Raw genomic sequence first — 16,461 nt, 5'->3', positions numbered from 1 at the left:
GGAAAATTTATGACAGTTTCAATTAACGAAAAGGCATTTCAAATAATATTATATGGTGGGAATGGTCGCTCAAGTGCAATGGAAGCTATCCAATGTGCTAAAGAAAGAAACTTTAAAGAAGCAGAAATGCGTATTTCAGAGGCTGAAAAAGAAATAAATAAAGCTCATAAATTTCAAACAGAATTATTACAAGATGAAGCTAATGGTGAAAGTAGTGAGTTGAATTTATTGCTTATCCATTCTCAAGATCACTTAATGAACGCTATAACAGTAAAAGATTTAGCAAATGAAATGGTAGATTTATATAAGGAGATGAAATCATGACAAAATATATATTTCCAAATGATTTTTGGTGGGGTAGTGCAGCAAGCGCAACGCAAACAGAAGGAACAGATTCAATTAAGGATAAAACAATTTGGGATAAGTGGTATGAAGAAGAACCAAATCGCTTTTTTAACAATGTAGGTCCTAATACAACTTCAGACTTTTATAACAGATATAAAGAAGATATTAAGTTAATGAAAGAAACGGGACATAATTCATTTAGACTTTCAATTTCATGGACTAGATTAATCAACCAAGATACGAACGAAGTAAATGATGATGCTGTTCAATTTTATAATGATGTGATTAATGAATTGAAAGCTAATAATATCGAACCATTTGTTAACTTATATCATTTTGATATGCCTTATAAAAAGCAAGAACAAGGTGGATTTGAATCATTAAGTGTCGTTAATGATTACGTGAATTACGCTGTGAAATGTTTTGAATTGTTTGGTGATCGCGTTAAATATTGGTTCACATTCAATGAACCAATCGTTCCAGTAGAAGGGGGATATTTATACGATTTCCATTATCCTAATATTGTAGATGCCAAACGAGGTTTCCAAGTAGCATTTAATACGGTTCTAGCTAATGCTAAAGTAATAAAAGCTTTCAAAGAAAATGATTTTCAAGGTAAAATCGGCATTATTTTAAACTTAACGCCTTCTTATCCAAGAAGTCAAAATGAAGCGGATATAAAAGCAGCTAAAATTGCTGACTTATTCTTTAATAAGAGTTTCTTAGATCCTGTAACAAAAGGGAAATACCCAGCAGAATTAGTCGATATATTAAAGGAACATGATTTAGTTCCTCATTATCAACAAGAAGACTTAGCATTAATAGAGCAGTATACAATCGACTTGTTAGGTGTTAACTATTATCAACCTAGAAGAGTAAAAGCTAGAGATACAATGCCTAATCCTGAAGCACCATTTCTACCAGAATATTATTTCGATAATTATGAAATGCCTGGCCGAAAAATGAACCCTTACAGAGGATGGGAGATTTACCCTAAAGGTATATACGATATTATGGTTAACCTTAAAGAAAACTATAACAATATTGAAAGCTTTATATCTGAAAATGGCATGGGTGTTGAGAATGAAAAACGCTTCATCGAAAATGGTGAAATCAATGATGTATATAGAATCGACTTTGTAAAATCACATTTGATATGGTTAAATAAAGCAATACAAGAGGGTGCAAATTGTACGGGATATCACATGTGGACATTCATGGATAATTGGTCTTGGATGAATGCCTATAAAAATAGATATGGCTTTGTATCAGTAAATATAGAAAATGGCGAAAGAACAATCAAACAAAGTGGGAAATGGTTTAAGGAATTAGCTTCAAGTAATGAAATAATTGACTAATATGAGGTAAAAATAGAGTATATTAGGAGAGAATATGATGCAAATCAGACATCTCAACATCGTGAAAATATTGTATCAGCATCAAAAGGAATATATTACGAGCAATGCAATCGCTAAATTATTAGGTTTGTCATCAAAAACAATTAGAACCCAAATAAAAGAAATAAATGAAGAAAGTGAAGCTTTTGGATTTCTTATTCAAACTAAGAAGTCCAAAGGCTATAATCTTTTTATTATAGATGAGGGTTTATTTAATTATTTCTTAAATGAAAGATATTTAAAAGATGAAAACTTAAATTTTAACAATCAAGATAGTAGAATACGATTTATTATGAGAAAACTATTGCTCTCTAATGATTATACAAAAATAGAATCTTTAAGTGAAAATATGTTTGTAAGTACGGGAACACTTAAAAATGATATGAATGAAATTAGGCAAATATTAAACAAATATGAAATTGAAATTGTCAGCCGTCCAAACTATGGTATGAAAATTATAGGCAAAGAATTTCAAATAAGGTATGCAATAGCAGAATTTCTATTAAATAATCAGCAAAGTGATATTGGTTTTTCAGAACAAGATACATCTAGTGTCAAAAACCAGCTTGTTAAACTATTAAAAATTTATAACATAGAAATTCCTGAAGTGAAATTAGATAATTTAGTGACACATATTAATATTGCAGTCGTGAGAATGAGAAATAATTCAATGATCGAACAGAAATTTCAAATAGAAGAACAACCTTTATCTACTGAATTAAAACATTTCTTTGATGATATGGTTCATTTTATTGAAGAACGTTTTAATTTAATACTACCCAAAAAAGAAATAGAGTATTTATATATTCATTTTGTTTCTACTGGAATAATGAATGAAGTTTCGAATATTCCAAGAAATGAAGAAGTAGATAAAATGATTCAACACATGCTTGATAATGTACAACGTGTTTTCTATTTAGATTTGCAATCAGATGAAGCTTTAAAAGAAAATATATACCTCCACCTATTAACATCTATAAACAGATATAAATATAAGATGAATATAAGAAATCCTATGTTAGAAGAAATTAAACAAAATTATCCTTTTGCATTTGATATTGGAGTTGTAGCAAGTAAAATGATTGAAAAAGATTTGAAAGTCCAAGTTTCTGAAAGTGAGATAGGTTACTTAGCATTACATTTTGAAATGGCTTTAAATAGAAATAACATAGACGAGAAGAAATTAAATATCATACTTGTATGTAATTCTGGGTTAACGAGTTCACAACTCATTAAATATAAATTGATACAGAATTTTGGTAATCAGATTCAAATCACTGAAATCATTGAATTATATAATATCGAAAAGGCTAACATTAATAAAGCTGATATCATTATTTCAACTGTGCCTATCAACCATGATATTAATATACCGATTTTGTATGTTAGCCCCATTCTTTCACAAAATAATATCAATATGATTCAACGTTACATTGATTTAAAACCTTTAGATAATAAAGAACAATTAATAAAAATGCTAGAATTAAATAAAGATTTCAATAACAAAGATGACGTTTTGAATTATTTGAATGAATATTTAACAGATCAAAAATTAATAGAAGAAGGATTTTTACAAAGTATTATTGAAAGAGAAAAATATGCTTCTACGGCTTATGGAAATTTAGTAGCAATTCCTCACCCAGTAATGCCGTTAGCCAAACAATCATTTGTTTTTATAATGACAATGAAAAAGCCAATAGCCTGGGATGATAAAGAAGTTCAAATTGTATTTTGTTTAGGGTTAAAAAAGAATACGACTATTAATTTGGAGAAGGTCTACCAAAACTTAACAGATATTATCAATGATTATAGTAGTGTGCTTAAATTGCTTGAATCCAATAATGACAAAGAATTTTGGAAGTACTTTTCTTTTTAATGTATTAATTAAAGGATTATAAGAATTATTTTTGGAGTGGGACAGAAATCTTGTTTTGTTAAAAGGTTTCATAGTCTCGCTCTCTTTTTTTTACTTAAAATTTGACCACTCTGGTCGAAAGTTGTATGATGTAGTCGACCGAAGTGGTCTAATGAAATTGAGAAGGTGTTTATATGAGTGATACTTTTTATAATTTAGATAAAGCAAAAAGGCAGAAAATCATAAATGCTAGCCTTTTAGAGTTTGCTAGTCATGGTTTTAGTCGTAGTTCAACAAATCGTATTGTTCAAGAAGCGGGCATTGGTAAAGGTATGCTCTTTTATTATTTTGAGAATAAGGCTGGATTATTTAAGTTTTTAGTCGATTATTGTTTAGAGTTTATTGAGCGTTATTATTTTGAACAAATAGATATGGATGAGAAGGATATATTTAAACGCTTAGTACACCAAACGAGGATAAAGTCGGATTTATTTACAATGCACCCTAGCATGTCTCAATTTTTATCAAAAGTAGTTATTGATAAAGATAATTTTCAACACATCACGGAAGGACAAAAAGAGTATATCGTAAATTTACAGAACAAGGTTCAGTCTCAATTATTTGATGATATAGATACATCATTATTTAGAGATGACTTGGATGTTAATCAATCTGTTAAAATAATTCAATTTTCAATTGCAGGTTTATCTGAATCTATTATGGCTAGGGTAACGGATGAAATGATTAATTCGAATGACTACAGTATTTTTTACGAAGAATTTGATGCGTATATAAATGAAATGAGAAAAATATTCTATAAAGGATCGTGAATAGTTATGACTTTGTTAAAGATAAATAATATTACAAAATCATTTGGTAAGTTTCAAGCATTAAAAGGCGTTGATTTTACAGTTGAAGAAGGAGAAATATTTGGTTTTATCGGTCCAAATGGTTCAGGGAAATCTACGACGATTAAAGCCATTTTAGGTATGCTAAAGACAAACTCCGGTTCTATAGAGGTATTTGGTAAGGACGCTTGGAAAGATGCCGTAACGATTCATAGTGATATCGCTTATGTACCTGGTGACGTGAACTTATGGCCTAATTTAACAGGTGGTGAAGTCATAGATTTATTTTTAAAATTGAGTGGCACATATGATGTGAAGAAAAGGGATGAATTGATTAAAAAATTTGATTTAGACCCTACGAAAAAATGCGGTTCTTATTCTAAAGGTAATCGCCAAAAAGTCGCGCTTATTTCAGCTTTTACTACAGATGCTAAATTACTTATTTTAGATGAACCAACTTCAGGGCTAGATCCACTTATGGAACAAATCTTTCAAGAATGTGTATTAGAAAAGAAAAAAGAAGGTAAAAGTGTTTTACTTTCCAGTCATATATTGAGTGAAGTAGAACAATTATGTGATCGCGTAGGTATCATTAGAAAAGGCGAAATTGTAGAAATGGGCACATTAGACGATTTAAGACATTTAACAAGAATGCACTTTGTTGTTCAATCTAAAGAGCGATTGGATGGATTGAAAGAACAAAGAGGTATTCACGATGTAGTGATTGAAGATGGTGTATACCATTTTCAAGTTGACTCAGAATGTGTTTCTGAAGTAATTAAATATTTAAGCCAATTTGAATTGTTGAAATTAGAAAGCATGCCTCCAACATTAGAAGATTTATTTATGAGACATTATGGCGAAGATATTGAAAGAGGTGAGTAATCATGCATAATCTCTTTAATGGTTTAGGGAAATTAACAGCATTTTATTTAAAGGCAAATAAGTGGAAAATGTTATTTTGGGTGATTGGTATAGTTGCATTAACGCTTATTATACCTCCGACTTTTGAAAGTATGTATCCTAATAAATCTGATATGCAACCAATTGTAGAAACTTCTCAAAACCCTGCGATGGAAGCTATGTTAGGTCCAGGTAAGTTTGAACATGTATCAGTAGGTGTGTTGTTTACGCATGAAATGCTTTTATTTACAGGCATACTTGTAGCGATTATGAGTATATTACTTGTCGCAAAAGATACAAGAGGAGATGAATCTACTGGTAGAATTGAAATGATTAGAGCACTTCCAATAGGTAAGATGTCACCTTTAATTAGCTCAATGATGAACATGATTATTGTGAACTTAGCGATAGGCATTTTAATAACGATAACACTACCGCTATTAAATATTGAAAGTATCGATGTGAAAAGTTCATTGTTGTACGGTTTATCGCTAAGTATGATTGGTATACTTTTTGGTTTGATAGCAACATTATTTGCTCAACTTGTTGAAACAACTAGCAATGTAACAGGACTAAGCATCTCAGTATTACTATTAAGTTATTTAATACGTGCAATAGGAGATGTATTAAACGATAGTATTTCGATGATCTCGCCTTTAGGATGGCTAACGCGTACATTTGCCTTTTCAGAAAACAATTGGTGGCCGTTAGTGCTCATGTTTATTGTCGGTATAATATTTATTATGATTACAATGTATCTATACCTTAATAGAGATTTAGAATCTGGATTGTTGCCATCTAAACCAGGTAATAAATATGCTAAAAAATATTGGTTATCGCCAATTGGCATGCAAATCAAATTATATAAAGTCGGAATTATTTCCTGGGCAATTGGTATGTTTATATTTGGTGCCTCATACGGCTCAGTCTTTGGTGAAATGGACGACTTTATTAGTGATAATGAAATGCTTAAGAAAATGCTAGCGGGTAGTGGAGATAACTATATTGAGTCATTTTTACCTACATTAATGGTTATTATGGCAATTGTTGCTACAATACCGGCTATTATGAGCCTTTATAAAATTAAAAACGAGATCAATACGCAAAGAATTGAAAATATATTTGCAAAACCTGTTTCAAGAACGTATTATTTTTCGGGTTTTATAGTTATAAGCTTAATAAATGCTGTTATGATGATTTTCTTGGCATCATTAGGTATGTATATTGCTCAAGCATCTGTCTTAGATAATCCATTTACTTTTTGGACAATGATTAAGTCAGGCATTGTTTATATACCTGCAATTATCACATTTGTAGGTATAGGTGTACTTCTAATAGGATGGTTAAATAAAGGGCATTTCATTGTTTATTTATATTTAGGTTATACATTCTTTGTAGTATATCTTGGACAATTATTAGATGTTAAAGAATGGTTGAAAAATTTAACACCATTTCAACATATACCAGAAATTCCTGTAGATAAAATGGATTATACGGGTATAAGTATATTAATAGTTATTTCTATCATTATGATTATTGTCGGTTTGATTGGCTTTAGAAGAAAAGATATTTCTTAAAGGGGATGTTAACTATGACAACTTTACCTCAAATAGGTAAGCCTGCCTCAAGAGCATTGAATGAGATTAATATTTCAACGTTGGAACAAGTTTCAAAATTAGATGAACTAAATTTATCAAAACTTCATGGTGTTGGACCTAAGGCAATTAATATTTTAAAAGATGCATTGAAAGATAAAGGCATGTCTTTTAGCAATATAGATGAAGATTTAAGAAAATTAAAATTTACCGTAATTGGTGATTTGAAATGTGATAATGCTCCTAAAAGGAAAATTATGAGAGATTTATTGATTGCTACTACTGTAGGGGATGAAAGTACAATTAACGAGTTACTAACTGATGATTTTATCTGGCATGTTCCTGGTGAATTCGATTTATACGGAAAAGACAATTTTATACAAGAAATAAAAAAGCATTTACAAAAAGTTTCGAGTTTAGAAGTTAAGACGATGCTTTCACATGGGAAAGAAGGTTCTACGCACGGGACGATAATTAACACAACTGGAGAGAAAGTATACTTTGCGGATATGTACACTTTCGAAAATCATAAAAAAGATGCACGGATAAACACTATTACTTCATATATTGTGATGAAACCGTAAAATTAAGAGCTTTATTATTAGGAATGTGGTAAATTATAGATGAATTATCAAATTTTCGGAGGTTTATAGATGGAAGCAATTTTACCTAATTGTCCTGAGTGTGAATCAGAATATACTTATGAAGATAGAGGGCTTTACATTTGCCCGATGTGTAACTTTGAGTGGACAGCTAATGATGAGAACACAAATGAAGAAGAAAATGTAATTAAAGATGTTAATGGTGTTGTACTGAATGATGGAGACACTGTTACAGTAGTAAAAGATTTAAAAGTCAAAGGTTCTTCAACTGCAATTAAACAAGGTACAAAAGTCAAAGGTATTAAGTTAGTTGATCCTGAAGATGGCCACGATATTGATTGTAAAATACCAGGCTTTGGCCAAATTGGACTGAAGTCTTCAGTTGTTAAAAAAGTAAATAAATAATAAATAAATTATAAAACATGTACTCCCTTAAAGCAGACACTAAAATGTGAAAGCTTTAAAGGGAGTATTTTTTATAGAAAAGTATAATAGGCATCCGTCTTATTAAATTTGCTTATAAATGTTAAGATTATATTATTCGATAAATCGTTACTTATATGATCAAAATCTTTTAGATGAAATAAAGAAATGATTTTAAAAGAAGGAGAAAATTATATGGCTAAAGGCGAAAATTCAATATTTATTAAGAATCTCCCTTTATTTATTGTGCTTTTATCGGGAGCTTTTATTACGATTTTAAATCAAACTTTGTTGGGAACCGCGTTGCCTTCCATTATGAAGGATTTACAAATCAATGAAAGTACTGTGCAGTGGTTGCAATCAATTTTTATGTTAGTTAACGGGATAATGATTCCTATCACTGCTTTTTTAATTGAACGTTATACTTCTAGACAACTATTTCTAACAGCAATGAGTTTGTTCACATTAGGGACGCTTATATGTGCGGTAGGACCTAACTTTGCCGTGTTATTAATAGGACGTGTATTACAGGCATCTGGTGCGGGGATTATGATGCCATTGATGCAGACAATTTTATTCCTATTATTCCCTACTGAAAAAAGAGGTACAGCAATGGGGCTGTTTGGCTTAGTAATTGCATTTGCACCTGCTATAGGACCTACTTTATCAGGTGTATTAATAGAACACTTCCCTTGGAGAAGCGTGTTTTATGTAATCTTACCAATCGCAGTATTTAATATTATTTTTGCTTACTTTTTATTAGTTAACGTAACCGAATTAACTAAACCTAAGTTAGATAAACTATCAGTCATTTTATCTACATTAGGATTCGGTGGTTTATTATATGCGTTTAGTATTGTAAGTGAAATAGGATGGGCGAACGCTACTTTCATTATTATACTTATCTTAAGTGCAATAACGATGTTTATTTTTGTAAGAAGACAATTAAAACTGGAAAGACCTTTATTAGAATTTAGAGTCTTTTCTTATCCTGTTTTTACACTTGGAACAGTTTTAAGTATGTTTGTTTTTGCGGCAATGATAGCTACAAATATCATATTACCGTTATATATGCAGAATATGTTGCACTTTTCAGCGTTACAATCAGGACTCGTTTTATTACCTGGCGCTATATTAATGGGGGCGATGAACCCAGTTACTGGATATTTATTTGATAAGTTTGGAGGGAAATGGCTTGCTCGTATTGGACTATTCTTATTAATTTTAACGACATTGCCATTTACACAATTAACTTCAGACACTAGCTTTACATTCTTGTCAGTTGTTAACATGTTCCGTATGTTAACAATCGCAATGGTTATGATGCCTATGACAACTTTATCAATCAACCAGTTACCTAAGCACCTTATCCCTCATGGAACTGCAATGAACAATACATTCAGACAAATGGCAGGCTCAATAGGAACGGCTTTATTTATAACAATAATGACATTATTTGCAATACCTAGCGAAGGCATATCAGGGTTGATACACGGCGTTAATATATCCTTTGTAGTTGCTGTTATTATTACAGGCTTAGCATTTGTACTATCTCTCAAATTGAAAGATGAAAAGTAAATGTTAGCTAATTAAAATTTAAAAATCTACTATCTATATGAAGAACCAGTCCAGGGACATTTATATATGTTCCAGACTGGTTTTTTATTTATAAAATTGTTAGATGTGCTAAATACAGATTATTCAAATGAACTATAAATTTAAAATAATAATAACCTTTAATGTTTCGAATTAATAATAAAAAATTATTTTTTAAAAGTATTTATACAACAATTTTTTTATGTACATATAATTAAAATTGTGGTACATATGGTATAGTAGTACGAGAAAAAAATAGCTTTATTAAGGGGAGAAAAATATGAAGGCTTATATGCAAAAATTTGCACAGTCCCTCATGTTACCAATTTCAATATTACCTGTAGCAGGTCTGTTACTAGGTATAGCATCATTTATTGATTCTGGTGCAATTAATGGGGAAGGAAACAGCGTTGCTAACTTCTTAGCAAGTGGAGGATTAGCAGTTATTGATAGTTTACCGATTCTATTTGCAGTCGGTTTAGCTTTCGGGATGTCAAAAGATAAAAACGGGGCAGCTGCATTAAGTGGGCTTGTATCATTTTTAGTCGTGACAAATGTTTTAAGTACGGAATCGATGGCTAAGACGTTACATATAGCCGAAGGAAAAGTAGATTTAGCTTTCGGAGATATAAGTAATGTGTTTGTCGGTATTATTTGTGGTTTAGTTACAGCAGCTATATACAATAGATTTAAAGATACTAAATTACCAACAGCATTCGCGTTCTTTAGTGGTAAACGTTTAGTACCAATTTTATCTGCAGCAACGATGTTGGTTATCTCAGTAGCGTTAATGTTTATATGGCCACCAGTATATAATTCACTTATTATGTTCGGTGAATTTATTTCTAAATTAGGACCAACAGGAGCAGGGTTATATGGGTTCTTTAACCGCTTATTATTACCGTTTGGTTTACACCATGCTTTAAACCAAGTGTTCTGGTTTGATATAGCAGGTATTAATGATATTGCCAACTTCTGGTCAAGTAATGGAGAACAAGGTATTACTGGGCGTTATCAAGCAGGCCTATTCCCAATTATGATGTTCGGTTTACCGGCAGCAGCATTAGCAATTTGGAAAAATGCTGAAAAAAGAAATAAAAAAGTAGTAGGTTCATTAATGTTAGCAGCAGGGCTTGCTTCATTTATAACGGGTATTACAGAACCACTTGAATTTTCATTCTTAGTTGCAGCGCCGTTATTATTCGGTATTCATGCAGTACTAACAGGTATTTCACTATTTATCGCAGCAACATTCCAATGGACAGCAGGATTTACATTTAGTGCAGGATTGATTGATTACTTGTTAAGTTTAAGTATTCCAATAGCAAATAAACCAATCATGTTGTTAGTATTAGGACTTGTTATGGGAGTTATATACTTCTTAGTATTTGATTTTGCGATAAGAATATTCAACTTAAAAACGCCAGGTAGAGACGGTCTGATGGAAGAAGCGGTTAAACAAGATCCAAGCTTAGCAGAAAACGGGGAAGGTTCACTAGGCAAAGATGGCGACTTGAATGTATCTAATAAAACAAAATTAATTTATGAAGCAATTGGTGGTAAAGATAACATTGAAGCTATTGACCACTGTGCAACAAGATTAAGATTGACGTTAAATGATACAGGAATCGTAGATCAAGAAAAAATTAAAAAATCTGGTGCATTAGGCAATAAAATAATCAGTGATAAGAATATACAAATCATTATAGGTACAGATGTACAATTTACAGCAGATGAACTGATGCAAATGGAACAAGAGGATAGATAAATATAAAAACAGCCATTCGTTTAATCAACGAATGGCTGTTTTTTATTGGTTTTTAGTTCACAATATAATCAGGCTCTTCGCCATTTAATTTTTTGATTGTATTGTTTGCGACGATTTCTGCCATCATATCTCTGGCTTCGAAAGTTGCGTTACCAATGTGTGGTGTTAACACAACATTGTCCATAGATTTAAGTTCGTCTGTGATTTCAGGCTCGAATTCATATACGTCTAATGCAGCACCTTCAATTTCTTTATTATTTAATGCATCTACTAAAGCTTTTTCATCTACTATTGGGCCACGTGATGCGTTGATAAGATACGCTTTTTCTTTCATTTTTTTGAACGTTTCTTTATTAAATAAATGATGTAAATCATCAGAATATGCTGCGTTCAATGTGATGAAATCGGATTGTTCTAATAGTTCATCTAGACTAACATAAGACGCCCCTAGAGCTTCCTCTTGTTCTGGTTTTCTGTTTGGTCCAGTATATATAATGTTCATGTCAAATCCCTTGGCACGTCTAGCTACAGCTGAACCTATTTCTCCTAGGCCAACTATACCGATAGTCTTACCGGAGACTTCTCGACCTCTAAAGAATAAAGGCGCCCAACCATTAAAGCCTGTTGTGCGACAAAGTTTATCTCCTTCTACAATTCTTCTCGAAGCTGCAAGTAAAATACCAATCGTTAAATCAGCAGTTGCATTTGTTGAAGCTTTTGGAGTATTTGTAACATCAATACCTTTTTCTCTTGCATATTTCACATCGATATTGTTAAAGCCAGCTCCGTAATTAGCAATGAATTTTAAGTTTTCAGCTTGATCAATTACTTCTTTATCTATATTAGTAGAAAGTGGACTGATAATTGCATCAGCATCTTTTACATTTTCAAGTAATTCTTCTTTAGTAATTAATTTTTCACCTTTGAAAACAGACACTTCGAAATGTTCTTTTAATAAATTTAAACCTTCAGTAGGTATTTCCCCTGTTATAAAAACTTTTGCCATAATATTTTACCTCCTAAAAATCTATCCATATCTAATATATCATATATTAGTCTATACCCTGATGTAGCTGTTTCCATTCACTATACTTTCGAACAATTATTTCAAAAGCTATATGGTAAGGAAGAAAGCTTGAATATGATATTTGGTTAAACAATTGTATTGGAGAACTATTAACATAAATATTGTATTTAGCATTTTGCGCTAAGAAGTTATCTTTTAATGTTGTAATAGAAATATACTGTATGTTTCGTGTATGCATAATCTCAATGTTTTGTTTAAGGTGCGCTGTATCACCAGATAAAGAAATGATAAACAGTAGGTCGTTCTCATCCATTTGATCCATCGCTATTTTTAATTCATTTTCATCATTGATGACCATTACTCGTTTATTAATAGATAGAAAATGACGTTGAGCTTCTCTTGCAGCATTTAATTGTGCAATACCAGTACCATATATATAGATGAAAGGCGCCTTATCAATTTGCTCACTTATAAAATCATAATCAATCATCTTCAAGTGTTTAAATGTTTGTTGTAAATCTTGTTCTAAACTATCTATTATATCAGTTGAAACTGTTGTGAATTCTCTGTTCAGTTTAATATATGCCTTGAAATCACTGTAACCATCAAAACCGAGTTTACGTGACAGTCTATGAATAGAGGAAATAGAAGTATGTGAAATATCAGCTAATTCCTGGATTTTCAAACGATGTATAAGATTAATGTTTTGATTCATCGTTTGTATGATGTGTATGTCATTATCATTTAATTGTTGATAGTATTTATTGACGAGTTTATCCAAAATCATAATGCAACCTCCAGTTAGTGTGAAAAAATTTTCAATACATGAAAATATAATCTAAGTTTACTATGTGATTTCTATTTACGTCAAACCTATTGGAAATTGTAAGCGCTTCCTATAGTCTAAAGGTAATCAATGATACAAAAGGGGTGTTGGTATGAACGCAATCAAACGATTTGGTAGTGCGATGATAGTACCTGTATTACTATTTGCGTTTTTCGGGATAGTTGTAGGGTTAGCAACTTTATTTAAAAATCCAGATATAATGGGCTCTATAGCAGACGAAAGTACGATGTGGTTTAAAATATGGAGTTTAATTGAAGCAGGCGGTTGGACTATATTTGATCATATGGAACTTGCATTTGTAATTGGGCTACCGATTTCACTAGCGAAAAAGGCGCAAGGTAGAGCGACGCTAGCAGCTTTAATGATTTACTTAGTATTCAATAATTACATTAATGCGATTTTAACGTTATGGCCAAAGACATTCGGTGTCGATTTATCTAAAGGCGTTGAGAATTTAACAGGTGTTAAAGAAATAGCTGGAATACCAACTTTAGATACAAGTATTATCGGAGCAATTTTTATTTCAGCAATTGTTATTTGGATACATAACCGTTTTTACGATAAAAAATTACCGGAAATGGTCGGTATATTCCAAGGGTTACCTTTTGTTGTAATGATAGGATTCTTCGTTATGATTCCACTAGCATTTATTGTTTGTACTGTTTGGCCAACTGTTCAAGACGGTATTGCTTCATTACAAGGCGTCATGGTGAAATCAGGATTTGTAGGTGTATGGTTGTTCCATTTCTTAGAAAGAATTTTAATACCTACAGGCCTGCATCATTTTATTTATACACCATTTGAATACGGCCCAGCTGTAGTAGATGGGGGATTAAAACCTTATTGGATAAAGCATTTATCTGACTTCTCTAGCTCAGCAAAATCGTTAAAAGAAGCTTATCCATACGGCTTCTTATTACAAGGAAACATTAAAATGTTCGGTTGTTTAGGTATTGCATTAGCGATGTATGCTTCGACACCAAAAGAAAACAAGAAAAAAGTTTTAGCATTAGTATTACCAGCAGGATTAACAGCTGTATTTGCAGGTATAACTGAACCACTAGAGTTCACATTCTTATTTATTGCACCGTACTTATTCTTAATTCATGCATTGTTAGGTGCAACAATGGTAACAATCATGTATTTATTTGGAGTAGTTGGTATTCAAGGCGGAGGTGCTATTGAAATCGCGGCCATAAACTGGATACCGTTATTCTCAAGTCACGGCAATACGTATATTGCCCAATTTATAATTGGTATTATTTTTGTAGTCATTTACTTCTTCGTATTTAAGTTTATTATTGAAAAATTCAACGTACCATTACCTGGACGTGTTCCGGAAGATGGAGATGCTAAATTATATACGAAAGAAGATTATAAAGCGAAACAAGGAAATGGTGATAATGTTCCTAGTGACGCATCAGAATATGATACAAAAGCAATTTATTATTTAGAAGGTTTAGGTGGAAAAGATAACATTAAAGATGTTACGAATTGTGCCACAAGGTTAAGGGTGACTGTTAATGATCCAAGTCTTGTGAAAGATAATGATTATTTCACACATAACCAAATGGCTCACGGCGTAGCTAAGAGCGGTACTAACGTACAAGTAATTGTCGGTTTAAGCGTTCCTCAAATCAGAGATTCATTTGAAACAATGATATAAAAATAAATGGAGGTTGTTATGATGAAAAAGTTTAATATATCAATAGCAGGTGGCGGTAGTACATTTACGCCTGGAATCATACTTATGTTGTTAGATCATTTAGAGGATTTTCCAATTGATACAATCAAATTATATGATAATGATGGGGAAAGACAACAAACGATAGCAGATGCCTGTGAAATACTACTTAAAGAACGCGCTCCAGAAGTAAAATTATTAGCGAGCACAGATCCAAAAGTAGCTTTTGAAAACGTTGATTTTGTAATGGCACATATACGTGTAGGTAAGTATGCGATGAGAGAGCAAGATGAAAAGATTCCATTAAGACATGGCGTAGTAGGACAAGAAACTTGTGGGCCGGGGGGAATAGCTTATGGTATGCGCTCAATAACAGGCGTCTTAGAAATTATCGACTATATGGAAAAATATTCACCAGATGCATGGATGCTTAACTATTCAAATCCCGCTGCAATTGTTGCTGAAGCAACACGTAAATTACGACCTAACTCTAAAATATTAAATATATGTGATATGCCTATCGGAATTGAAGAGTTAATGGCTAGTAATATAGGATTATCTTCAAGAAAAGAAATGGTCGTAAAATATTATGGTTTAAATCATTTTGGTTGGTGGACAGATATAAGAGATAAATCAGGTAAAGACTTGATGCCTAAAATTATTAAACATGTAGAACAACATGGTTATGCAACTGATACAGGTAGCGATATGGAAAAAGAAGCAAGTTGGAGCGATACATTTAAAAAAGCACGAGACGTACAAGCAATAGATAAAGATACATTGCCAAATACTTACTTAAAATATTATTTATACCCAGATTACGAAGTAGCACATTCAAATAAAGAATATACAAGAGCAAATGAAGTGATGGCAGGAAGAGAAAAATTTGTATTTACAGAATGTGAAAATATCATCAATAAAGGTACAGCAGAAGGAACAGAATTAACGATAGATGAACATGCATCTTACATCGTTGATTTAGCTAGAGCAATCGCATTCAATACGAAAGAAAGAATGTTAATGATTGTTGAGAATAAAGGCGCAATATCAAACTTTGAACCTACAGCAATGGTTGAAATACCATGTTTAGTGGGTAGCGAAGGACCAGAACCATTATCAGTAGGTGAGATTCCTAGATTCCAGAAAAGTTTAATGGAACAACAAGTAGGCGTAGAAAAACTTACAGTAGAAGCATACGAAGAACAATCTTATCAAAAATTATGGCAAGCACTTACTTTATCGCGAACAATACCAAGCGCTAAAGTTGCTAAAGATATATTAGATGATCTGATAGAAGCAAACAAAGGATATTGGCCAGATTTGAAATAGAATAGAGTAGGTACAAATTTGATTTAAAATAAACCCTCCAACCGCTGGAAATAGAAGCGGGTTGGAGGGTTTTTGGTTATTACAATATAAATCAAGATGAATACAAGTCAAGTCCATATTTATGTGTAATATCTTTAGAAGTAATCAATCATTGGTTTTTTAGAATGTATTAACAAAATAAATCTGTTTGATTTTTAGCAGATTCATTTTGTTAATCTCTACTTATTTTTCAAAAATAAGTA

Annotated in this window: 14 protein-coding genes; 12 read left to right on the top strand and 2 right to left on the bottom strand. The window is 31.8% G+C overall.

The window, feature by feature from the left end; genetic code table 11:
* Positions 1-9 precede the first annotated feature (9 nt).
* From LQ682_RS06565 to nagE, 10 genes are all read left to right on the top strand, one after another.
* Positions 10-324: a PTS sugar transporter subunit IIA gene (locus LQ682_RS06565; protein ID WP_103268718.1), complete on the top strand. Its 315-nt coding sequence runs from the start codon at positions 10-12 to the stop codon at positions 322-324.
* Positions 321-1,703, top strand: coding sequence for a glycoside hydrolase family 1 protein (locus tag LQ682_RS06560; RefSeq protein ID WP_239705300.1), 1,383 nt, complete (start codon positions 321-323; stop codon positions 1,701-1,703). The genes LQ682_RS06565 and LQ682_RS06560 overlap by 4 nt, the downstream gene beginning before the upstream one ends.
* 37 nt (positions 1,704-1,740) lie before the next feature.
* A complete protein-coding gene (locus LQ682_RS06555; RefSeq protein ID WP_218707830.1) occupies positions 1,741-3,618 on the top strand; it encodes a BglG family transcription antiterminator in 1,878 nt (625 codons plus the stop codon).
* A 173-nt stretch (positions 3,619-3,791) separates the two neighbouring features.
* Entirely contained in the window at positions 3,792-4,427 is a 636-nt protein-coding gene (locus LQ682_RS06550; RefSeq protein WP_016999347.1) for a TetR/AcrR family transcriptional regulator, read from the top strand.
* Positions 4,428-4,433: 6 nt separating this feature from the next.
* Positions 4,434-5,330 (top strand): ABC transporter ATP-binding protein, encoded by an 897-nt coding sequence (locus tag LQ682_RS06545; protein WP_218729821.1) that lies wholly within the window; start codon positions 4,434-4,436, stop codon positions 5,328-5,330.
* A gap of 2 nt (positions 5,331-5,332) precedes the next feature.
* A complete protein-coding gene (locus tag LQ682_RS06540) occupies positions 5,333-6,925 on the top strand; it encodes an ABC transporter permease (RefSeq protein WP_218729820.1) in 1,593 nt (530 codons plus the stop codon).
* 14 nt (positions 6,926-6,939) lie between these two features.
* Positions 6,940-7,527 carry a hypothetical protein gene (locus tag LQ682_RS06535; RefSeq protein ID WP_016999350.1) on the top strand — a complete coding sequence of 196 codons (588 nt, stop codon included), beginning with the start codon at positions 6,940-6,942 and terminating at the stop codon, positions 7,525-7,527.
* A gap of 69 nt (positions 7,528-7,596) precedes the next feature.
* Positions 7,597-7,950, top strand: coding sequence for a zinc ribbon domain-containing protein YjdM (locus tag LQ682_RS06530; protein WP_016999351.1), 354 nt, complete (start codon positions 7,597-7,599; stop codon positions 7,948-7,950).
* Between the two features lie 213 nt (positions 7,951-8,163).
* A complete protein-coding gene (locus tag LQ682_RS06525) occupies positions 8,164-9,546 on the top strand; it encodes an MDR family MFS transporter (RefSeq protein WP_064211226.1) in 1,383 nt (460 codons plus the stop codon).
* Positions 9,547-9,844: 298 nt separating this feature from the next.
* Positions 9,845-11,332 (top strand): N-acetylglucosamine-specific PTS transporter subunit IIBC, encoded by a 1,488-nt coding sequence (nagE, locus tag LQ682_RS06520; protein WP_016999353.1) that lies wholly within the window; start codon positions 9,845-9,847, stop codon positions 11,330-11,332.
* A 52-nt stretch (positions 11,333-11,384) separates the two neighbouring features.
* Here nagE and LQ682_RS06515 read toward each other — a convergent pair whose 3' ends face one another.
* On the bottom strand, positions 11,385-12,338 hold the full coding sequence (locus LQ682_RS06515) for a 2-hydroxyacid dehydrogenase family protein (protein WP_016999354.1): 954 nt from the start codon (positions 12,336-12,338) through the stop codon (positions 11,385-11,387).
* A 46-nt stretch (positions 12,339-12,384) separates the two neighbouring features.
* Positions 12,385-13,146 carry a MurR/RpiR family transcriptional regulator gene (locus LQ682_RS06510; protein ID WP_016999355.1) on the bottom strand — a complete coding sequence of 254 codons (762 nt, stop codon included), beginning with the start codon at positions 13,144-13,146 and terminating at the stop codon, positions 12,385-12,387.
* Between the two features lie 151 nt (positions 13,147-13,297).
* On the opposite strand from LQ682_RS06510, the gene LQ682_RS06505 reads away from it, so the two are divergent.
* Together LQ682_RS06505 and LQ682_RS06500 are read left to right on the top strand one after the other, a co-directional pair.
* The gene (locus LQ682_RS06505) at positions 13,298-14,872 is read left to right on the top strand and encodes an alpha-glucoside-specific PTS transporter subunit IIBC (protein ID WP_016999356.1); all 1,575 of its coding nucleotides are present in this window, start codon (positions 13,298-13,300) and stop codon (positions 14,870-14,872) included.
* A gap of 21 nt (positions 14,873-14,893) precedes the next feature.
* Positions 14,894-16,219, top strand: coding sequence for a 6-phospho-alpha-glucosidase (locus LQ682_RS06500; RefSeq protein ID WP_147640964.1), 1,326 nt, complete (start codon positions 14,894-14,896; stop codon positions 16,217-16,219).
* Positions 16,220-16,461 lie beyond the last annotated feature (242 nt).

The sequence above is a fragment of the Mammaliicoccus sp. A-M4 genome, from assembly GCF_022386955.1.
GTDB classification, from domain to species: Bacteria; Bacillota; Bacilli; order Staphylococcales; family Staphylococcaceae; genus Mammaliicoccus; species Mammaliicoccus lentus.
The sequence above is the reverse complement of the archived record's forward strand: the minus strand, read 5'-3'. Positions and strand labels throughout refer to the sequence as shown.